Consider the following 19,612-nt stretch of genomic DNA (forward strand, 5'->3'; position numbering starts at 1 on the left):
AATATCAATGCAGCTCTTGCAGCAATCGCGCAAACTCTTTTTGCAGGTTGCGGCTTAACGGGATTTTCGTGGAAGTATGCTTCAAATGGATGAGGAACCTCCTTGTCGTCGGGAATCCACTTTCCTTGACGAATGAGGCGACATAGCGCATATTCACGAGAAAGCCTTTGAACGGGCTGAACAAATAGGGTGAAGCTTGGGCTAAAATATCCGTGAGATTCGTACTCGCCTCTATCCGATCCCCGTTGACAAGATGAATCATTGTCAGCCGCTTCTCCTCTTTCTCCACATAAAGGATAGAGTCCTCCGAAATCGGCAGCTGCGATTTTTGGTTTTTGACCGTGATCCATCTAGATGCCGCAAGTTCAGGAGCTTGGACAGCCGTACTTCGTTCCATGTCAATTTCTGCAATTGCTTTCTGAATGGCGGTTTGAAATTTGGGATAGAGAACCGGCTTGGACAGAAAATAAAGAGAACCCAAATCATGAAAAGAGGTCAGAACGTGATCAATATTCGTCGTCCCGCTGACCATGATCACTTTCTGCGCATAGCCGGCTTCTCTGAGCGATTGAACCATGGATATGCCGTCCAAATCTCCTTGCAAACCTATATCAACCAGCAAAATATCAGGTTTATATGCGTCATATTGTATAAGAAATGCTTGTCCATCGGAAGCGGTGCAGACCACTTGTAAACCGGATTGTTCACAATAGGATTCCAACAATTTAAGGACCCAATTGTTATCTTCCACAATTGCAACTGTAAAAGGGTGATTCATACTAACGCGCTCCTATCATGCAGCCCATGTTTCCATGTGAGAGTGGCAACTTGGTCTTAGAAACAGCCAACTTAGTCCAAATTGAAGGCAAACCATTTGCATTCATGTATAGTGGTTCTAGGGCTCAGTTTGAAGCCATTCAGAATTCGGTTGGAAATGAGGGAAAGTGCTTGTTCACGTGGATGAAATTTATCCTATCTTCTATTGATTTTGTACCGATGATTCTTTTTTCGTTTATTTTGTTTAGACAGAGAATAACCCCGCATTTGAAAGAAGTATTAATAGCCGTTGCAATTGGCGCCTTGGTCACTTATACGAATTCATATCCGCTCTTTTATATAGCAATTCTATTTGCGCTTTTTGCAGTTTTTCTAAAATTCAGTCCTGTCCCTGCGATGCTGATTGCCTTATCCGGATACATCATGTCGGTGATTGTATCCACGGGCGTCATCCATCTCTGCGACTCGACCGGAATTTTGTCGTATTCAGCTGCGAAAGAAGATCCTCTTACTTCCAGTATGCTGCTCATACTAGCCATTATCGCGAAATGCGGCATCATCATCGCCATGATAAAATTTAGGCTGGGTTTTACTTTCTTAACGCACTATTCCAAGATCAAGTTGTGCAAAGAAAATGCTGGATTCTATTTGTTCATCTTGACAGCCATTGTAGGAATCTTTTATCGGAATACCATGCAAGATAGTACATGGAGTGCGCTGATGCCTTTTCAAATGCTGAGCATGGCGACGGTTATCTTCATCTATGTGACATTACGAAAAGAGCTTGGAGTTTAACGTTGGCGAAGCGGGGCCGGGCCCTGCCTCCGTTCTGATCCCCGTATTTGCCGCTATTGAATCAAGAATGGTTTGATGGTGTTTTTTTTGTGGAAGAGCAGCGATTGTTATAAAAGGACCCTCTCCGGTCGTATCAAAATAAAGTTTGCCCTCCGCAGGGGCATACTTTTTTATTTTGTGCATATTCACAAATAAGTGCGCGTCCAGTTTAATAAAATCTTTCTCATGTAGCAGTTCGATGAGATTCGTAAATTCCACGAGCGACTCCACGGTTTCTTCTGAAATAGAATCGGCGGCATAATAGCGCACATGCTTGATACCGAACTCAATATATCGGATTTCATCGAGTTGAACCTTCATGGACGAGACGGTTACAGGCTCTTCCTCCAAATATCCAGCTTTCGTAAGCAGGTCCGTATAAGGATAATGATAGGCTTGTGACAATTTTTTCAAGGTGTCTGGGGATGGCTTGATCATATCATTCGTGGTACGATTGCGTCCTAGCTCTAAATCGCGAATGTAGGCGTGGGATAAGCCGCTCTTGATGGCAGCTTTGCGCAAGGACATTTTACCGCGAAGCTCCTCCAGAAACTTTCCGAAGCTATTCGTGTGTTCCAATGGAAACACCTCCCGTATGCCATCATTGTAATGGATTGAACGGGAAATTGAAACCAAGCACAAGGGTTATTTTCCCATTTGGTGCTGATTTGGATATGTATGATATAATAAATTTGATTTTATTTGCTTTCATAGCAATCGATACCCCCCGAATTGTCATACACAGGGACGAAATTACTATATTGTGAGGTGGAACGGTGCTACTTGTTCTATTCAAAAAGTTCCTCGGGAAGAAGCAGAATTCCGGAGGAAGAAGTGATACTGGACCCTCTCCTCTAGAGGAAACCGTACAACAAATACAAGAAGGAGACCTGCGACTTAGGAACCAGTTTATTGCTGACTATCAGCCATATGTGGCTAAAGTCACAAGCAGGTTCTGCAAGCGATATATCGATCCGGCAAGAGATGATGAATTCAGCATCGCACTCGGTGCTTTTAATGAAGCGATTAATCAGTATTCGCAAGCGATGGGCCGTTCTTTCCTAGGGTTCGCGGAAACGGTCATCCGCCGAAGACTTATTGATTTCTTACGCAAAGAGCAAAGATTCAAGGGGCAGATTCCCTACAGCTCTTTCGATCAGGAAGATGATGAAGACAACTTCATGAATCCGATTGAGGTTCATCAGGCCATTGAAGCTTATGAAAAGCAAAAAGGGCTTGAGGAGCGACGGGGTGAAATTGTTGATTTTAGTCGATGTTTGAAGGATTTCGATATTGAGTTTGCCGAATTGACCGAAGCTTCACCCAAACACGATGATTCCCGTCAAATGTTGTTTGGGATCGGTCGAACCCTTTCACAGGACGCAGAGCTTATGCGCACTCTGCTGACAAAACGGCAGCTGCCGATCAAGGAGCTGCTGGAGCAAGTACAAGTCTCCAGGAAAACACTGGAGCGTAACCGCAAATATTTGATCGCTATTGCACTGATTTTTAACGGTCCATATCCTTATTTGCGGGATTATTTACATATTCGCGATGATGAGTGATGTTACAGAAAGGGAGAAGTAGCGCATGAATAAGGGAATCGTAATGGAATTAAGCGAGAGCTCCATTATCGTCATGAGTCCGGATGGCCGGTTCGAGAAGCTTCCTAGGGGGACGCGGAACTGTGAAGTCGGGGAAGAAATCCTTTTTGCGCCGGTGAAACGGCGAATGAGGGTGCCGCAAATGGCCATTGCATCGGCATTGGCGGCGGCAATTGTCCTGTGCTTCGTATTGGTCTCAACGTTGACTGGTTCCGTGCCCGGCGGCCAAGTCGTTGCTTATGTTACGATTGATATCAATCCTAGTGTAGAGATCGGCATTGACAATCAAGAAGTCGTACAGGACTTGCAGGGTTTGAATACGGACGGCGTGAATTTAATACAATCGATGGCGTTCAAGGGGAAGTCTTTAGAGGATGTCACCTCAGCGATTTTGGATAAAGCGGAGCAGGGCGCATTAGCCAAGGGCGAGGGAGATATCATCATCAGCAGCACAGTCGTAGCAGATAAGACTACAGTCAGCGATGAAGCGATCGCTAACAAGCTGAAGGCACAGGTCAATAAGCACATCCAGGATGCACATCCGGATCAGGTGAAAAACTACGAGGTGACTGCGTTCGCTGCACCGCAAGAAGTGAGACAAGAGGCCAAAGCGAACGGAGTGTCGGCAGGGAAATATGCCATATACCTGAATGCCTTGGATAACGGAACAAAAGTGTCGCTCGACGATATTAAATCGGTTTCGATTCATCAATTAGCCAAAGATAACGGCGGCATCGATAAACTGGTGCAACCTGATAAGCCGATTGACAAATCGACGCTCAAGAAGCTGATTGAAGAGGAGAAGTCCGGCAAGCTGAATGAGAAATTCCAACAGCTGGAGAATGAGAAATCGGATAAAGACAAGAACAATAATAAAAACAATAGCAAAGCCAGTGCAAAGCCAACTAAAACGCCTGTGCCGAAGAACGATAAAAACGATAAAAATGATAAGAACGGCAATAACGGCAGAAATGTTGGAAATAACGACAATAACGACAACAATAATAAAAATGACGGAAACGATGACAGTCATAAGTCGACCAAAAAGCCGGACAATCGGGACTCCGCGAAACCGTCTTTTAGACCAACCCTAAAGCCCTCTCCCACGCCGAAGCTCGGTGATGGGAGCGATGCTGATTCAAAGGGTAAGGGGAACCGAGATGACACCAAGGACAACGGGAAAGACAACAACAAGGATAACAAAGACAACGGCAAAAATAATGGCAAGGATAACAAGGATAACAACAAAGATGGCCGCTCCAGGTCCGATAAAAATGATCACTCCGGCGATGACAACAGTGATTAGAACAAATATAAATGGAGCTGTCTCGCATGCTCGCTGTCAACAACGAGCAGTCTCTAGCTGAAAAATGTTGGGGTCGCGGGGCGATCATAGTGGGATCGCGAGTTTTAAGAACAAAGGTCGCAAATAAGGCATACTAGAGACGCTAATGATGGTCAGATGGCTCCGATCTATGCTTCGAACGAACAAAAGTCCATAAACAACGAACATCGTTCGCTGTTTATGGACTTTTGTTCTTTAACCACATTTCAGATCCATTCTTCCATTTATTAGCGTCAAAGGGTTCTTTATTAGTGCACTTTGAGTCTCAAATATGGAAAAACTTCCAGTCTGCTTGGCAGAAGCGGGGCTGCCCCTAAGTAGAATGGTCTACTTGGGGACAGCCTCATTATTTACGAAGCTTATTCGGATGTGTTCAACGAAGGAGCCGGAACCGGAACCGGAACCGGGGCGGGTAAAGGCTTCGAGCCGGCTGATTTTTTCTTTTTCCGGCGTGCGCGAGCTTTTAGCTGCCAGATGGTAAGGCCTGTAATCATCAGGAAAAGCGGCATCATGCCGATGATGAAGCTTAAATATTTAACAGGCTCGCCGCCCCATGTCGCAAAATGCAGTCCTCTTCTCCAAGCTGTGTACAAATTCATGCCTGCAAAAGGATTTGTGTGGCCAAGGATTTGTCCGGTATAAGGATCTTCATAAACCGTTATATTGCCTAACCCGGTTGGACTGTAGCCTTCCTTCATAACTAGTTGGTACGTTTGATCGGGCTTTAAGGGAAATTGGATACGCATCAATTGTGCGGTTGGAAATTCCTCTTGAGCATTCTGTACGATCTTTTCCAGAGAAAGAAGCTCAGATTGGCTTGTTTTCGTTTTGCTCCAACTGCTCGGAACTTCAACCCGTGTAGAAACACCAAACCATCCGAATATGTACTTGTCCAATTGAAAAGCCGTACCGCTTACAGCGAAGACGAGTAGAAAGGGAATCGTGATGATCCCGACGATCTTATGCATGCCTTGATTTATAATCAGCTTGCCTTTGTTCCGAATCATCCGAAGACCGGAGGCGAATTTCTTAAGACCGGGCCACCATAAATAGGCACCCGTAAGTAAAATCAAAATCAACCCTAAGCCCATGCAGCCGGCGATTATGGAAGCTTTAGGCTTCCCAAGCAAGTCACCGACAAGCAAGTAGCGGTGTAATTGGAGCACTTTGGTAAAAAAGAGATTGCGCTCGGGTCCGGCCAGTCCCAGAACATCCCCATTACCGGGGTTCACATAGACGGTATGCGTGGATGCTTTGCCATCGATTTCTTTCGTAACACGAACGTGATAAAGGCCGTCTTCACCAGGCATGTCCAAGCGGTCGGCTTTGAACCCGGGGTAAGCCTGCTCGGCATTTTGCCGGATGGTATGTATGGGGGTATTGCCTGGAGTTGCATGATAGAGCTGCGGATAAATGAGCTTCTCAATATCCGCTTGAACGACTAGCAGGCTGCCGGTCGTGCATATGGAGACAATGAATATTCCCAAAAATAAGCTTAACAAAAGATGTAGTTTTAATATGGACCTGCGCACGAAGGATTCCTCCTAAAATATGTTGATAATGATTATCAGTTTCAACGTTCACGAATCAAATGATATTAATTCTCATTATCAATGTCAACAATTTTTTTCAGGGACGTTTTCATAAGTCGATTTTGTTTAGAGACTTCGTTATTCCGTCTCTTTCATGGCATGATGGACAAAGTTGTATTACAATATAATTAATTCATCCATACAGCATCTATTTCTTGGAAGGGAGTTTTTTGCTTTGAGATATACGACTTTCGGCAAATCGGGCTATAAGGTATCCTCATTGGGATTCGGAGCCATGAACCTTCCGGGTGTGCCGCTTGAACAAGCCAGAGAAGCGCTCAATTATGCCTTGGATCACGGCATTAATTATATAGACACCGCAGCGGCCTATCGAAACAGCGAGGAGATTATCGGCGAGTGCATCTCTCATCGCAGAGATGAATATTTCTTGGCAACGAAGACAGGAGCTAGGGATTACGAAACTGCAAAATCAGAGATCAATCGCAGCCTCACGCGAATGAAGACGGATCATGTAGACCTGCTGCAAATTCACTACGTGAACTATGTGCATGAATTTAAAAAGATTATGGGCGAGGGCGGTGCGTATGAGGCCGCACTGGAAGCGCAGCGCGAAGGCAAGGTCAGATTCATCGGAATATCGGGCCACCGTCCGGATTTGTTGGCTAAATGGATCGCCAAGGGACAGTTCTCGCAAATTCTGTTTCATTTGAATTTGGCGCAGCCTTTTGCACTGGACGAGCTCATTCCGAAAGCAACGGAGATGGACCTGATGAAGGTGGCGATGAAGCCCCTGTCCGGCGGTTTTATCCAACCAGTCGACCGGGCGATCCGTTACCCGTACAGCCAAGACGTACACGTTACTATATCTGGGATGGTAAGTGTAAAAGAAGTGCAGGAGAATTTGGCTGCGCAAGAGAAGCAAGTGGGCAGCGAAGAGCGCCAAGAGCTGGAGCAGCTGGCCATCGAGTTGGGACAGCACGATTGCAGACGCTGCAACTACTGCTCATGTCCTCTAGAGATTTCGATTCCCGATGTGATGATCTCAAGCAAGTTCCGCGAAAAGTTCGGGTTATTGCCGAAAGGCGATGGATTTTTCCAGAGACAGAAGGAAAGAATAATGGGTTGTGCCGATTACGAGCCTTGCAAAGAAAAACCGCTTTGCGAGGATAAATGTCCTTATCACCTGCCGATGCAGCAGGTTGTGCAGAAGGCGGCTTCGTTCTATTAAATAACAGCAAGGGGATTTGGCATGTTTGAGAAGATTACGGAAATCACGACGGGAACGTTTACGTCGTATATGGATAATCCAAGCGGGGCAGACGCCATCGTCGTCTGCCTAAGCGAGTCTGAGCTGCGGCAGGACGGCCTCCTCGGCCAGCCGCAGCTTGACGCTGCCCTTCAGCGCCTGAGCGCGAAGGGCATATTCACGGGCGCCGCGGGCGAGCTCGAGGCGCTGCCCACGCACGGGCTGCTGCCGTACGCGTACGTGCTCGTGGCGGGGCTCGGCCCCGCCGCCTCACGCGATACGCTGCGCGCAGCCGCGGTCTATGCAGCGCGCGAGGCGCTCGCGCTGCGGCTCGAACGCTTGGCGCTGAAGCTGCCAAGCGGCATCGCCAGCCGGTCAGCCGTCACGGCGCTGACCGAAGGGCTGCTGCTCGGTACGTACCGCATCGCGTCGTACCGGAAAGACGAGCCGGCGCGCGCGGAGCTGCGCCGGGCGGTGCTGCTCACAGAAGCGGCTGCGGACGCAGCGCTTCTGGAGCAGGCGATCGCCACCGCGCAGGCGGTGGCGGAGGGCACGAACTATGCCCGGGATCTGACGAATCTCCCGGCCAACAGGCTTGTTCCGGCTTCCTTCGCGGAGGAAGCCGTCAAGCTCGCCCAGCACCACGGCTTCGCCTGTGAAGTGCTGGACGAGCACGAGATCGCCGCCCGCGGGATGGGCGGCCTCACTGCGGTTGGCGGCGGCAGCGCCAACCCGCCGCGCATGATCACCCTGCAGTATAAGGGTGATCCAGATTCCGCCGACGTGCTGGGCCTTGTCGGCAAGGGCGTCACTTTCGATACCGGCGGCATCTCCATGAAAGAACCCGAAGGCATGGAAGAAATGATCAGCGACATGGGCGGGGCGGCAACCATTCTTGGCGCGCTGCACATCGTTGGGGAACTGAAACCGAAGGTGAATCTGACCGTGGTCATTCCGGCAGCGGAAAACATGACATCCGGTTCGGCTTACCGCCCTGGCGATGTCGTGACCTTGCTGAGCGGTCATACCGTAGAAGTACTGAATACGGATGCGGAAGGCCGCATTATTTTGGCCGAAGGCGTCACGTATGCGAAGCAATTGGGCGCGAACCGGATCATTGACGTCGCCACGCTCACAGGAGCGATTCTGATTTCCTTCGCCGATGTGGCGACAGGCGCCATCACCAACAACGATCAGTTCTTGAAACCGCTGCTCTACGCTGCAGAGCAAGCGGGCGAAAAAGTATGGCAGCTGCCGAACTATCCGGAATATCGTGCCATGCTGAAGAGCGATGTCGCCGACGTCAAGAATTCGACCGGAGCCAACCGCTGGGCCGGCGCTATTACAGCCGGTTTGTTCATTGGCTTTTTCGCGGAAGAGACGCCGTGGATTCATTTGGACACAGGCGGCACCGCATGGTTGTGGTCGGAGAAAGGCACCGAGCCAAAAGGCGGTACTGGCGTCATTGTACGTACGTTAGCCGCCTATGTATGCGGGAAATCCATATACGAGTAAGAAAAAAAGTCACCCTAAGGGTGACTTTTTCTCATGCGCCGATGCTTCGGCCTCGCGCGGCAGTCTTTGCTTGCGGCAAATGCAGCAATTCACTCAGGTCCGCCATCCGGATAACCAGACGGTTAATTTCATTCGTCGTATAAGAAAGCTGCTCGGTTCGTTGCTCAAGCTGAGGGAGGGAGATGCCGATCCAGTTCTTTTTACGCGAATATACACTTAAATCATATTTCAGAACAGTTATCGAGGCCGCATAAGGATCCGGCTTCACATAAACGTCTTTCATGATGTCATCGACATTGAAAAAGAGCTTCGCACGATTCCATTTGACATATCCGGGTTCAAACAGAATGACAAGCAGGTCGGAATCCGCCGCTTCACTGCCTTCCATCGTAATCAAACGGACAGAGCCCTTAGCCTGATTCGGCTTGATGAACTGGTTAGATCGAATATCCGGAAGAAAAAGTACGATGGGAATCGGGCACACACTGGCAATATACAAATAAGTGGTTGACTGAAACACAAGGGAGAGTACAATAAAAGTCAAAAAGAGAAATAGGCTGATAAGAAGTCCAAACTTGTTTGATTTCATAACAATTCGATAATCCCGCCTGACATGATAGATTAGGTAGACAGCACTATTTTAACATAAGCGGACTGCAGATTGTAAGCTGTAAGATCAGCCATTTGACATAAGTCGAGGACAGAGGAGCTTTTTTGATGAAATATCTGGATAAATGGCGAAAATCTAGAAGAAAACGATCACCAAACCGGAGACATTTGATCGTTGCTACCATGGAAGGCTTTCCTGCAGTAATCATATTTCAGCTGTTAGGTGGCCCTTTTCTTACAGGCTATTTACTTTACTTGGGTGCAACTTCGACAGAAATCGGTTTTGTTCTGGCCATTACGACTGTTGTCAATATCATTCAGATTCTAATGGCGGTCGTCATGCAAAAATTTAGCAACCGCAAACTCATGCTGCTTATTTTCGGTTCCATGCACAGATTGATTTGGCCTGCTGTCGGATTCATTCCCTTTCTTTTCCAAAAAGATCTTTGGGTGGCCATGTATATGGTGCTTTATACCGTCGCTCATTTGGGGAATGCCGCTGGCGGGGTCGTATGGACTTCATTAATTAGCGATGCGGTCCCGGCGCCGGTTCGCGGCCGATATTTTGGCATTCGCAATACGATTCTTGGCGGTGTAAGCTCATTGGCACTTTTTATCGGGGGACAAATTTTGGACCGATTTCCCGGAGGCCAAGGATTCCAGTATTTATTCATCATCTGCGGCTTTTGCGCAGTCCTCAATGTGATCGCTTACTGTCTATATCCGAATCCGCCTTTTGTCCCTTCGACCGAAACGAATCCGCTTGGGATGATTGGCAAGCCGCTCAAAGATCGCGTTTTTCTCAAAGCGGTACTCTTTCTCGCGGTGTGGTTGTTCGTACAGGGGCTGACGGTACCGTTATTTTCCTATGTCATGCTTAAACTGATGCATATCAACTATGAAACGGTATCGCTAATCACCGTTGTCCATACCCTCGTTATGATGGGCAGTTATTATATGTGGGGCATATTGAATGCTCGTTATAGCGCACAGACTCTGCTATTATGGTCACTTCCTATTATCGCATCCGCTTGCCTGCTGTGGGGAACGTTGATTGTGCTTCCATCGCTGGTTGTGCTTTACGCCGTTCATATTGTTCTGGGCATCGGGCTTGGAGGCTTCAACCAAATGGTGTTTGCTTTTACGATTGGCGATACCCCGAAAAGTGAACGTCCGATGTATATCGCCACTTATTCGGCACTGACCGGCTTTGCCGCATTCCTCGGACCCATCGTCGGCGGTAAGATTTATGCGCTTATTATTGAAGCGCCAATGTGGGTGCAGGTTTACGGTTTCTCAACGTTAATAGGCATGATATTGCTCTTGCTAGGCTTATTGGTAGGAAGACTCGTTTTAGGTCATAAGGCGGCTAAGGATGCAAGAACGCAAGCTTTGTCCGGCTGAACATTCAAATTGAGGAGAGAAAACGATGAGCAAGCAAAGAATCGGATTAATCGGACTGGGAGATATTGCGCAAAAAGTGTACCTGCCGCTTTTATCGGCAAACGAGCAAGTAGAAATCGTTGGTCTTATGAGCAGATCGCCGGAAACGGTGGAACGGATGAAGGCCAAGTATCGCGTGCCTTTTGGAACGACAAATTTGAATGAGCTGCTGGATCAAGAGGTTGACGCTGTATTTGTCCATAGCCCGACACCGACACATTACGAAGCAGCTATGATAAGCATGGAGAGAGGCGTAGCTGTTTATGTGGACAAGCCGTTGTCCTATCAGTGGGAACAATCCGTAGAAATGGCCTCTTTTGCGGAGCAGAAGGGCGTTTTGCTAGCTGCCGGATTTAACCGCAGGTTTGCGCCGCTTTATTTGGAAGCGAAACAGTGGCTGAAAGACGCAGGGGGCTTCGATTGGTGCTCGGCGGTCAAACATCGAATCAAGCAGCAAGGCCATAGCGCCAAAGAAACGCTTCACGACGATCTCATTCATATGCTGGATTTGCTATTATGGCTCGGAGAGAGTCCTTATGATGTGAAAACCTTCCATCAGCAGCTGGATCGTGAAGGTAAACTGCTGCATGCTTCGGGGACATTGGGTTTCGGGGATGCCATCGGCACCTATAGTATGGTCAGGCTTGCTGGCGCGGACTTGGAGAAGGTGGAGCTGCATGGCAGTGGCCGTTCCGTAGAAATTACGAATTTGGAATCCGCTTTGTTCTATGAAAAGGGAGCGATGCCGCGGCAACGCGCCTTTGGCAGCTGGGACACCGTGCTGGAGCGAAGAGGTTTTGCCGGCGTTGTACAGCACTTTTTAGATAGCTTGAAAGACCCGGAAGGATGCAGCATCCGCGCTGATCTTGTGCTGGATTCTCATCAGTTGGTCGAGCGTCTATCCTTATAAACTTTCGCCAGGAAGGAGCCGATTCCGATGTCCAAGGCGGATAACATGCTTTCCATTCTATGGCTGTTAAAATCGCGAAAGCGAATGACGGCTAAGCAATTAGCCGAGAAGCTGGAGATGAACATCCGTACGGTATACCGCTACATCGACGCCTTGTGCGCGAGCGGTGTCCCTATCGTATCTGATTCAGGCCACAATGGCGGGTACAGTCTTTTAGGGCAATTTAATGAAGCTCCGCTCGTCTTTGACCTGGATGAACAGAAAGCGCTTATTCATGCAGCCCAATTTGCTCAAGAGGCCGGTTATCCTTACGGTGAGAAGTTGGATCAAGCTATAGCTAAGCTCAAAATGTATACGAACCAAGAGCAGCTTCGCCAAATCAACCTGCATGAAAAAGGACTGGATGTCATTCTCCCGCAAGCCGATGCCGCACAAGTATCCGTGCTGCAAGAAGTCGAGGTTGCGGTTGCTCAGAGCCGGACCCTGCATATCGATTATCAGAAAGGTTATGGCACATCGACGGAAGAGCGTCATTTGGATCCGTACGGACTAGTCAGTTGGAAAAGCAAATGGTACGTCGTCGGTTATTGCCATCTCCGGGGCGAAGTTCGGAGTTTTCGGATAGATCGTATCCGGAGATTAACGACGACTGAAGAGGCATTTTTGAAACCGGTGGATTTTTCAGCGCGGCAATTCCTACTATCCAAGTTATTACCCGCCAACGATAAGCCGGAGCAACTGATCTCCGTCAAAATAACCGGAAAAGAGCAGGCGCTTGATGATTTATGCGGTCATTGGTTTCTCATTCACGGGTTAATTGAGCGCTCGCGCTTGGAAGCTCATTTTAAGTTGGAAGAGCAGATTCTGCTGCACCGTCTTCCGTTCTTTCTTCTTAACTATGGAAGATCGATACAGATTATGGAGCCGGTAATGCTCAAACGAAGAATGGTGGAAATTACGAAAATTTTACATGAACAATATGCGGCTCAGCTGGTTGACTGACCGTTCTTGTCAGTGAAGTTTGGTTAAGATGGAAGAAAGCTGTCACCACATTAACATAATGGAAAGAGGGAACGGATCATGAATATGAGTTTTAATTTACTGCAAGTTCGTATATTGGTAGAGGATTTTCAGAAAAGTGCAGCTTTCTATCGAGACACCTTGGAATTGAAAGCGGATTGGTATGAGGAAAAGCAGCAGTACGCCTTGTTCAGCACGGGCGCTGCCCGCATTGAACTTTTATCCAGGAAAGCGATGGGAGATTCTATCGGGGAGGACTTGGGAACGGGCACCCCGTATCAAACAAATTTCGTTTTAAACATCGAGGTTGACGATGTGGACGCATTCTACAATCGCATGCGTGACAAAGGCGTTGTCTTTGTAAAAGAGCCTTTCACCATACCGGAGTGGGGAGCGCGGCTCGCTCATTTTCGGGATGCAGACGGGACGTTAATCGAAGTGTATGAGGCAAAAAAGAAGAGTGAATAAGGGAAGATGATCAAATGAAAAACCACCGTTTCGGCTCGTTGTGAAGGAGCATGAACGGTGGTTTTTGGCGTACTTAGTGGAGTGGAGCACTTACCCGCAAGAGCAGTTTAAGACCGGTTTGCGTGCGGCGAGAGCTTCGTCCATCCGGCTGACGACGGTCGTATACGGTGCGTTTTTCACTAGATCCGGATTTTCTTCAGTTTCCTTGGCGATGGCGATCATCGAGTCGATGAAAGCGTCCAGCGTTTGTTTGCTTTCCGTCTCGGTAGGCTCGATCATGATGCACTCCTCGACGTTAAGCGGGAAGTAGATGGTCGGCGGGTGGTAGCCGAAATCAAGCAACCGTTTGGCGATGTCAAGCGTGCGGACACCGTGCTTCTTCTGGCGGTTGCCGGAAAGCACGAACTCGTGCTTGCAAAAGCGGGGGTGCGGCACATCGAAGTAAGGCGTCAATCGCGCCAGCATGTAATTGGCGTTCAAGACGGCAAATTCGGATACTTTGCGCAATCCCTCCGGACCGAGCGTTCGGATATAAGTATAGGCGCGGACAAGGATGCCGAAGTTGCCGTAAAATCCTTTCACGCGGCCGATGGATTGCGGGTAGTCATAGTTAAAAAAGAAGCTTCCATCTTCGCGCTTCGCGACCAGCGGTGTTGGCAAGAATGGAATGAGCTTCTCTTTGACGCCGACAGGGCCTGCACCGGGGCCGCCGCCGCCGTGCGGGGTGCTCATCGTTTTGTGCAGGTTGAGATGCACGACGTCGAAGCCCATGTCTCCCGGACGTGTGATGCCCATGATTGCGTTGGCGTTCGCGCCGTCATAATAAAGCAGTCCGCCTGCCGCGTGGACGATCTCGGCGATCTCTACGATTTGTTCCTCGAACAAGCCTAACGTGTTCGGGTTGGTGAGCATGAGTGCTGCGGTATCAGGGCCGACGGCTTTTCGCAGCTCATCGAGATTCACAAGGCCGCGCTCATTGGACTTGATGGTAATGGTTTCAAAGCCGGCGACTGTGGCGCTGGCTGGATTGGTGCCATGCGCGGAGTCAGGGCAGATGACTTTGGTCCGCTTCTCGCCGCGGCTTTCATGGTAGGCGCGGATCATCATGAGGCCGGTCCATTCGCCATGGGCTCCGGCGGCCGGCTGGAGCGTGACGCGATCCATGCCGGTAAGGGCCTCAAGGTCGTTTTGGAGATTATACAGCAGTTCCATCGCGCCTTGCAGCGATTCCTCCGGTTGATACGGATGTATTTTGGCGAAGCCCGGGAAGCGGGCGACGTCTTCATTGATTTTAGGATTGTATTTCATGGTGCAGGAGCCAAGCGGGTAGAAGCCGTTGTCGATGCCGAAATTGCGGCGGGACAAAGCGGTATAATGACGGATCACGTCGACCTCGTACACTTCCGGAAGCTCGGCTGCGCTTTTACGTTGGAACTTGGCAGGCAGCGCTTCATTCAGGTCGATCTCCGGCACATCGGATTCAGGCAGCGCGTAGGCGACGCGTCCCGGATGGCTCATTTCGAAAATGAGCGCTTTGCCGTTTTGATTGATATCCGTTTGGTTGGTAGTCACAGTCACGTTGGTTTCAGTCATACAAGCTCCTCCAATGCGGCGGCGAAGGTGTCGATATCTTCGCGCGTTCTTTGCTCGGTGACGGCGATCAGCATATGGCCGGCGAATTCGGGATAATCGCGGCCGAGGTCGTAGCCGCCGATAATACCACGCTGCAGGAGCTTGCTGTTCAGCTCCTGCACGTTCGCGCCGTCCGGCAGCTTGACGGCGAATTCATTGAAGAAGCTGCCGGTGAGCGGAAGCTTCAGCTTGCCGGACGCGGCGAGGCGGTTTGCCGCGTAGTGGGCTTTTTGGACGTTGAGCTTGCCGACGTCCTGAATGCCCTGCTTGCCCATCGTGGACAAGTACACGGAGGCGCAAAGCGCGAGAAGCGCCTGGTTGGAGCAGATATTAGACGTGGCTTTCTCACGTCGGATATGCTGCTCCCGCGCTTGGAGCGTGAGCACGAAGCCGCGCTTGCCGGCGCGGTCGACGGTTTGCCCGACGATGCGCCCCGGCATGCGGCGCATCCAGCTTTCGGCGACGGCGAAGTAGCCGCACGTCGGCCCGCCGAGCGCAGCCGGGATGCCGAGCGGCTGGCAGTCGCCGACGACGATGTCGGCGCCGAGCTTGCCCGGCGCCTCGAGCAGCCCAAGCGTGAGCGGATTCGCGCTCACGACGAGCAGTGCGCCCGCGCCGTGCGCGAGCGGCTCCACAGCGCCGACATCCTCCAAGCAGCCGAAGAAATTCGGCGATTGGACGATGACGGCGGCGGTGTCGCCGCTGAGCTTGGAAGTGAGGTCTTCGAGATCCGTCACGCCTTCCGGCGTGGTGCCGATCTCGACCACTTCCAAGTTCAGCCCGCGGGCGGTGGTGCGCAGGATCGCGCGCGCTTCCGGGTGCACCGCGCGCGATACGAGCAGACGGCTGCGCTTCGTCGCGCCGCTGGCCAGGGCGCCGGCTTCGGCAAGCGCCGTCGCGCCGTCGTACATCGAAGCGTTCGCTACGGCCATGCCGGTGAGCTCGCAGATGTACGACTGAAACTCGAAAATCGCCTGCAGCTCGCCTTGGCTGATTTCCGGTTGGTAAGGCGTATACGCCGTGTAGAACTCCGAGCGTGAAATGACATGATTGATCACCACAGGGAGGTGGTGATCATAAATGCCAGCGCCGAGGAAGCTGGCGTACCGGTCGAAGTCGGCGTTGCGACCCGCCAGACCGCGCATGTAGCGCAGGAGACTTTGCTCATCCAGCGCTTTGGATACGTTCAGTTCGCCTTGAAAGCGAACCTTTTGCGGTATATCTGCAAACATCTCGTCGATCGATGAGATGCCGATGGTTTCCAGCATTTCCTTCTGATCCTGCTCGGTAATCGGTAAATAGCGATGCTTCATGATGGCTATGAGCTCCTCTCGCGTAAGGCAGTTATGGTTTTCTTTTGTAGAAAGGGGTGGTGACGACCTTCGCCTTGACCTGCGCCCCTCTGATTTCAACGTTCACTTCAGTACCGAGCGCGCTGTATGCTGAATCTATTAATGCCAAGCCGACATTCGTCTTGTATGTGGGAGACTGCGTGCCTGTGGTTACCTCGCCAATCTGCTTCCCGTCTGCGTACACGGCATAGTGGGGACGCGGAATGCCACGTTCGACCATTTCGATGCCGACGAGCTTGCGCGGCGTGCCGTTTGCTTTCTGCTCGACCAGAACATCTCGTCCGATGAAATCGCCTTTATCCAGCTTGACGAAAAAGGAGAGACCGGCTTCCAGCGGCGTAATATCCTTGGAAAGCTCTTGACCGTAAAGCGGCAGCCGCGCTTCAAACCGCAGCGTATCACGCGCGCCTAAACCGGCAGGCATCAGGTCGAGATCCTGGCCTGCACTGAGAAGAACATTCCATAGCTTTATCGCGTCATCCTTGTCGATGTATAGTTCAAAACCGTCTTCACCGGTATATCCCGTACGTGAGACAAGCGCCTGAATGCCTTTAACATTCGCATCCTGAAGGAAACGGAAGGCTTTCAAAGATTGAATAGGCGCGTCCGTGACTTTAGCGAGAGTCTGCTCCGCATGGGGGCCTTGCAGGGCGAGCATCGCCATGTCATCGGACACGTTGGTCAGCTCCACGTTGCCCGTGAGAACTTGCTGCATCCAATCGATATCCTTGTCGATGTTCGAAGCATTAATGACCAGCATGTAGCTGTTTTCCGCCAGCTTGTAGACGAGCAGGTCGTCTACGACGCCGCCATTCGGGTAGCACATGAGGCTGTACTGGCATTGGCCGGCTTCCAGCTTGGAGACATCGTTAGTCGTCAAATTTTGCAAAAAGGTGAGGGAATCAGCCCCTTTTACCAGAACTTCGCCCATATGGGATACATCGAAGAGCCCGGCTTGCTGCCTGACGGCGTCGTGTTCTTTTTGAATGCCGGCAAATTGCACCGGCAGCTCCCAGCCTCCGAAATCAATGACTCGCGCTCCATGCTCCGCATAAACCGGGAAGAGCGGTGTTCGTTTTAGCATGTTGACATCCTCACCTTCGATCCACATTTTTGTTTACAAAGGATGTTTAAAAAGTCTACTTTGACCACATCAGACGACAGTCTGATTGGCGAATAAACCTACCTTTGAACGCGGTCGCTCATCTTAGTAATACTTCGATAAAGGTTTATCTCATAACGAAGCTGTTTCTAAGATGCAACTCGGCATCGAATCTTGAACGATATTCGGGAAGTCCGGTACTCACGTAGCAAATCACTACGCTCCGTTCCTCCTTCTCCGAATATCGTTCAAGCTACTCGGTTCTGAAAGCAGACTTTTTAAACACTTATTTCTAGGTTATTTTGCCCAAAATGCAAAAAAGAGCAAAAAGTATGCAACCCAAACACATACTTTTTGCCCTGTCCTTTGTACCTGAGAGTTACCTCGCCTGCGTTTTGCAGCCGGCAAGTTTCCCCTTGGGTGTCCGGCTTCACCGTGGACGGTGCACCGAAGCTCTCCAGAGATGCGTCCGATACAGGTCCTTTTGCCTGAGAGATTCACCCTGTAAGGGCTTACTCCTTCGGCGCCGCGCTGTTCTGCGGTCTCTCCCTGCATCATCATTCGCCAATATTCAGTTACCTTCACTGTATTATTATGTGCCCAGATTGGTGCAAATTGTCAACCTGAACTTTTGGAGGCATCGCTTAATCTAACACGTAGTGTTAGCTAGAAATTTTTTCAATCGCCCGCCTTGACTTTCATGTTTCCGTTAGATTAAGCTAAAAGCAAAATTTGCTGGTAAGCGAGGCGTGAAGCGATGAGTCAAGTACAAGCCAATTTGTTATATACCAAAGAGCATGAGTGGGTAGAGAAGCTTTCGGAAACCGTTGTACGTGTTGGTATTACGGATTTTGCCCAGGATCAGCTGGGGGATATCGTGTTTGTAGAGCTGCCGAAAGAAGGCTCGACCGTGACTGCAGACGACAGCATTGGCAGCGTGGAATCGGTAAAAACCGTTTCAGACATATTTTCACCGGTGTCTGGCAAAATTAAATCCGTCAACAGCGCGCTTGAAGGATCTCCTGAGCTTGTGAACAGCGCTCCATTCGGCGAAGGTTGGATGGTGGAAGTGGAAATCTCGGGTGCTGACGCCTTGGAAGGCTTGCTTACTGCCGCTGAGTACGAGGCGTACATTGGCAACGACCATTAGGTTTTAAACTGGAGGTTTTCCCATGTTATTCGGGCAACAACCGCAAGAGCACAATGATCGTATTCCCCCAGGACAAACGCTGACGCAAGGCTGGCCAGTGCTCCACTACGGGTCCGTGCCATATTATAACGATATGAGCAAGTGGGATTTACGGGTATTTGGGCTTGTTGAAGAGGAATTTACAATTTCGTACAAGGACTTTATGGCGCTCCCGCGTCAAGAGTTCGCGAACGATATTCACTGCGTGACGACATGGTCCAAGCTGGATAATGTATGGGAAGGCGTGGCCGTAAGCGAGATTATGAGTAAGGTTCGGGTGAAGCCGGAGGCTACGCATGTGATGCTCCACGCAGAACATGGCTGGACGACGAATCTGCCGTTGGAGGATTTCCTCCGCGAGACGTCGTTTTTCGGCATCAGGCATAATGGCCAGCTGTTGACGCCCGATCACGGGTATCCGGTGCGCATGGTCGTGCCGCATCTGTATTTCTGGAAAAGCGCGAAATGGCTGCGCGGCATCGAGTTGATGCCGAAGGATAAGCCGGGCTTCTGGGAGCGTAACGGCTACCACATGTATGGAGATCCCTTTAAAGAGCAGCGATATGATTTTGACTAGAGCATAATTGCATGAAAATATAGAATATGTGTGAGAATTCTCCTGAGTAACTGAATACGTGCAGAAGTGACCCACTAAGGCGACAAACCTAGAAGTGGGTCACTTTCGCTAGGAAAGTTTCCATGGCATCCTCCTCCTTTCTGGAGAAATGCCGCACCCAAGGTTGTGCTGAACAAATGTTAGTATGACAGATATTTCTGAAATTGGGCGTATTTAATGGTTTAATCACGTGATTTGCTTTTTTTCATACGTATTTTTTAGATGTACATGGTGATTCTGTTCCTAAAGCAAAAATTAGATTTTGATTAATATCTAAATTGTTTAAGGCCTGTTGCTGCTGCAACATGCCTATTTTGTTTTTCTGAACTAACGGGACTATTCCAGCTAACAGCTTGTCAATATTTAATTATTAATGGGAGATTCATGTGGTGGTATA

The 19,612-nt window shown here is 49.8% G+C and carries 18 protein-coding genes and 2 riboswitches; of the genes, 11 read left to right on the plus strand and 7 right to left on the minus strand.

Annotated elements, in window-relative coordinates; translation table 11 throughout:
- Positions 1 to 4 precede the first annotated feature (4 nt).
- A complete protein-coding gene (locus ACFQZT_RS28035; RefSeq protein ID WP_379305433.1) occupies positions 5 to 778 on the minus strand; it encodes a LytR/AlgR family response regulator transcription factor in 774 nt (257 codons plus the stop codon).
- Positions 779 to 948: 170 nt separating this feature from the next.
- Between ACFQZT_RS28035 and ACFQZT_RS28040 the strand changes: the two genes are divergently transcribed.
- Entirely contained in the window at positions 949 to 1,572 is a 624-nt protein-coding gene (locus ACFQZT_RS28040; RefSeq protein ID WP_379305435.1) for a hypothetical protein, read from the plus strand.
- Here ACFQZT_RS28040 and ACFQZT_RS28045 read toward each other — a convergent pair.
- Positions 1,549 to 2,190: a helix-turn-helix domain-containing protein gene (locus ACFQZT_RS28045; protein ID WP_379305437.1), complete on the minus strand. Its 642-nt coding sequence runs from the start codon at positions 2,188 to 2,190 to the stop codon at positions 1,549 to 1,551. The two genes, ACFQZT_RS28040 and ACFQZT_RS28045, sit on opposite strands and share 24 nt — an antisense overlap.
- A gap of 197 nt (positions 2,191 to 2,387) precedes the next feature.
- Here ACFQZT_RS28045 and sigI point away from each other — a divergent pair, with 197 nt between their 5' ends.
- Together sigI and ACFQZT_RS28055 are read left to right on the plus strand one after the other, a co-directional pair.
- Positions 2,388 to 3,176, plus strand: coding sequence for an RNA polymerase sigma factor SigI (gene sigI / locus ACFQZT_RS28050; RefSeq protein ID WP_379305439.1), 789 nt, complete (start codon positions 2,388 to 2,390; stop codon positions 3,174 to 3,176).
- 25 nt (positions 3,177 to 3,201) lie between these two features.
- A complete protein-coding gene (locus tag ACFQZT_RS28055) occupies positions 3,202 to 4,521 on the plus strand; it encodes an anti-sigma factor domain-containing protein (RefSeq protein ID WP_379305441.1) in 1,320 nt (439 codons plus the stop codon).
- A gap of 398 nt (positions 4,522 to 4,919) precedes the next feature.
- On the opposite strand, the gene ACFQZT_RS28060 is transcribed toward ACFQZT_RS28055, so the two are convergent.
- Complete coding sequence (locus ACFQZT_RS28060; RefSeq protein ID WP_379305443.1) at positions 4,920 to 6,092, minus strand: PepSY-associated TM helix domain-containing protein; 1,173 nt, start codon at positions 6,090 to 6,092, stop codon at positions 4,920 to 4,922.
- Positions 6,093 to 6,327: 235 nt separating this feature from the next.
- On the opposite strand from ACFQZT_RS28060, the gene ACFQZT_RS28065 reads away from it, so the two are divergent.
- Both ACFQZT_RS28065 and ACFQZT_RS28070 read left to right on the plus strand, forming a co-directional pair.
- Positions 6,328 to 7,341, plus strand: a complete 1,014-nt coding sequence (locus ACFQZT_RS28065) for an aldo/keto reductase (RefSeq protein WP_379305445.1) — start codon at positions 6,328 to 6,330, stop codon at positions 7,339 to 7,341.
- Between the two features lie 21 nt (positions 7,342 to 7,362).
- Complete coding sequence (locus ACFQZT_RS28070) at positions 7,363 to 8,874, plus strand: leucyl aminopeptidase (protein ID WP_379305447.1); 1,512 nt, start codon at positions 7,363 to 7,365, stop codon at positions 8,872 to 8,874.
- A gap of 31 nt (positions 8,875 to 8,905) precedes the next feature.
- Here ACFQZT_RS28070 and ACFQZT_RS28075 read toward each other — a convergent pair whose 3' ends face one another.
- Complete coding sequence (locus tag ACFQZT_RS28075; protein ID WP_379305449.1) at positions 8,906 to 9,463, minus strand: hypothetical protein; 558 nt, start codon at positions 9,461 to 9,463, stop codon at positions 8,906 to 8,908.
- A 128-nt stretch (positions 9,464 to 9,591) separates the two neighbouring features.
- On the opposite strand from ACFQZT_RS28075, the gene ACFQZT_RS28080 reads away from it, so the two are divergent.
- The 4 genes from ACFQZT_RS28080 to ACFQZT_RS28095 all read left to right on the plus strand — a co-directional run bounded on the left by ACFQZT_RS28080 (position 9,592) and on the right by ACFQZT_RS28095 (position 13,324).
- On the plus strand, positions 9,592 to 10,887 hold the full coding sequence (locus ACFQZT_RS28080; protein ID WP_379305451.1) for an MFS transporter: 1,296 nt from the start codon (positions 9,592 to 9,594) through the stop codon (positions 10,885 to 10,887).
- A 25-nt stretch (positions 10,888 to 10,912) separates the two neighbouring features.
- Entirely contained in the window at positions 10,913 to 11,836 is a 924-nt protein-coding gene (locus ACFQZT_RS28085; protein ID WP_379305453.1) for a Gfo/Idh/MocA family protein, read from the plus strand.
- Between the two features lie 27 nt (positions 11,837 to 11,863).
- The gene (locus ACFQZT_RS28090) at positions 11,864 to 12,838 is read left to right on the plus strand and encodes a helix-turn-helix transcriptional regulator (protein ID WP_379305455.1); all 975 of its coding nucleotides are present in this window, start codon (positions 11,864 to 11,866) and stop codon (positions 12,836 to 12,838) included.
- A 78-nt stretch (positions 12,839 to 12,916) separates the two neighbouring features.
- A complete protein-coding gene (locus tag ACFQZT_RS28095; RefSeq protein WP_379305457.1) occupies positions 12,917 to 13,324 on the plus strand; it encodes a VOC family protein in 408 nt (135 codons plus the stop codon).
- 90 nt (positions 13,325 to 13,414) lie between these two features.
- Here the strand turns inward: ACFQZT_RS28095 and gcvPB are convergent, their stop codons facing one another.
- The 3 genes from gcvPB to gcvT are packed head-to-tail and all read right to left on the minus strand — an operon-like array spanning position 13,415 to position 17,392.
- Complete coding sequence (gcvPB, locus tag ACFQZT_RS28100; RefSeq protein WP_379305459.1) at positions 13,415 to 14,917, minus strand: aminomethyl-transferring glycine dehydrogenase subunit GcvPB; 1,503 nt, start codon at positions 14,915 to 14,917, stop codon at positions 13,415 to 13,417.
- The gene (gene gcvPA, locus ACFQZT_RS28105) at positions 14,914 to 16,269 is read right to left on the minus strand and encodes an aminomethyl-transferring glycine dehydrogenase subunit GcvPA (RefSeq protein ID WP_379305461.1); all 1,356 of its coding nucleotides are present in this window, start codon (positions 16,267 to 16,269) and stop codon (positions 14,914 to 14,916) included. The genes gcvPB and gcvPA overlap by 4 nt, the downstream gene beginning before the upstream one ends.
- A 31-nt stretch (positions 16,270 to 16,300) precedes the next feature.
- A complete protein-coding gene (gcvT, locus tag ACFQZT_RS28110; protein WP_379305463.1) occupies positions 16,301 to 17,392 on the minus strand; it encodes a glycine cleavage system aminomethyltransferase GcvT in 1,092 nt (363 codons plus the stop codon).
- A 375-nt stretch (positions 17,393 to 17,767) separates the two neighbouring features.
- Positions 17,768 to 17,873: riboswitch (glycine riboswitch) on the minus strand.
- 3 nt (positions 17,874 to 17,876) lie between these two features.
- A riboswitch (glycine riboswitch) is annotated at positions 17,877 to 17,971 on the minus strand.
- A gap of 196 nt (positions 17,972 to 18,167) precedes the next feature.
- Here gcvT and gcvH point away from each other — a divergent pair.
- Positions 18,168 to 18,560, plus strand: coding sequence for a glycine cleavage system protein GcvH (gene gcvH / locus ACFQZT_RS28115; RefSeq protein WP_379305465.1), 393 nt, complete (start codon positions 18,168 to 18,170; stop codon positions 18,558 to 18,560).
- Between the two features lie 22 nt (positions 18,561 to 18,582).
- Positions 18,583 to 19,176 (plus strand): sulfite oxidase-like oxidoreductase, encoded by a 594-nt coding sequence (locus tag ACFQZT_RS28120; protein WP_379305467.1) that lies wholly within the window; start codon positions 18,583 to 18,585, stop codon positions 19,174 to 19,176.
- Positions 19,177 to 19,612: the final 436 nt, after the last annotated feature.

Origin of the sequence: Paenibacillus sp. GCM10027628, assembly GCF_042676385.1 — a bacterium.
Classification (GTDB): domain Bacteria; phylum Bacillota; class Bacilli; order Paenibacillales; family NBRC-103111; genus Paenibacillus_E.

Bases quoted from the DNA above. Each gene is read 5' to 3' on its own strand.
- ACFQZT_RS28055 (WP_379305441.1), top strand. From the start codon at position 3,202: ATGAATAAGGGAATCGTAATGGAATTAAGCGAGAGCTCCATTATCGTC.
- ACFQZT_RS28075 (WP_379305449.1), bottom strand. From the start codon at position 9,463: ATGAAATCAAACAAGTTTGGACTTCTTATCAGCCTATTTCTCTTTTTG.
- gcvPA (WP_379305461.1), bottom strand. From the start codon at position 16,269: ATGAAGCATCGCTATTTACCGATTACCGAGCAGGATCAGAAGGAAATG.
- ACFQZT_RS28070 (WP_379305447.1), top strand. From the start codon at position 7,363: ATGTTTGAGAAGATTACGGAAATCACGACGGGAACGTTTACGTCGTAT.
- ACFQZT_RS28095 (WP_379305457.1), top strand. From the start codon at position 12,917: ATGAATATGAGTTTTAATTTACTGCAAGTTCGTATATTGGTAGAGGAT.
- gcvT (WP_379305463.1), bottom strand. From the start codon at position 17,392: ATGCTAAAACGAACACCGCTCTTCCCGGTTTATGCGGAGCATGGAGCG.
- gcvPB (WP_379305459.1), bottom strand. From the start codon at position 14,917: ATGACTGAAACCAACGTGACTGTGACTACCAACCAAACGGATATCAAT.
- gcvH (WP_379305465.1), top strand. From the start codon at position 18,168: ATGAGTCAAGTACAAGCCAATTTGTTATATACCAAAGAGCATGAGTGG.
- ACFQZT_RS28120 (WP_379305467.1), top strand. From the start codon at position 18,583: ATGTTATTCGGGCAACAACCGCAAGAGCACAATGATCGTATTCCCCCA.
- ACFQZT_RS28035 (WP_379305433.1), bottom strand. From the start codon at position 778: ATGAATCACCCTTTTACAGTTGCAATTGTGGAAGATAACAATTGGGTC.
- ACFQZT_RS28090 (WP_379305455.1), top strand. From the start codon at position 11,864: ATGTCCAAGGCGGATAACATGCTTTCCATTCTATGGCTGTTAAAATCG.
- ACFQZT_RS28085 (WP_379305453.1), top strand. From the start codon at position 10,913: ATGAGCAAGCAAAGAATCGGATTAATCGGACTGGGAGATATTGCGCAA.
- ACFQZT_RS28080 (WP_379305451.1), top strand. From the start codon at position 9,592: ATGAAATATCTGGATAAATGGCGAAAATCTAGAAGAAAACGATCACCA.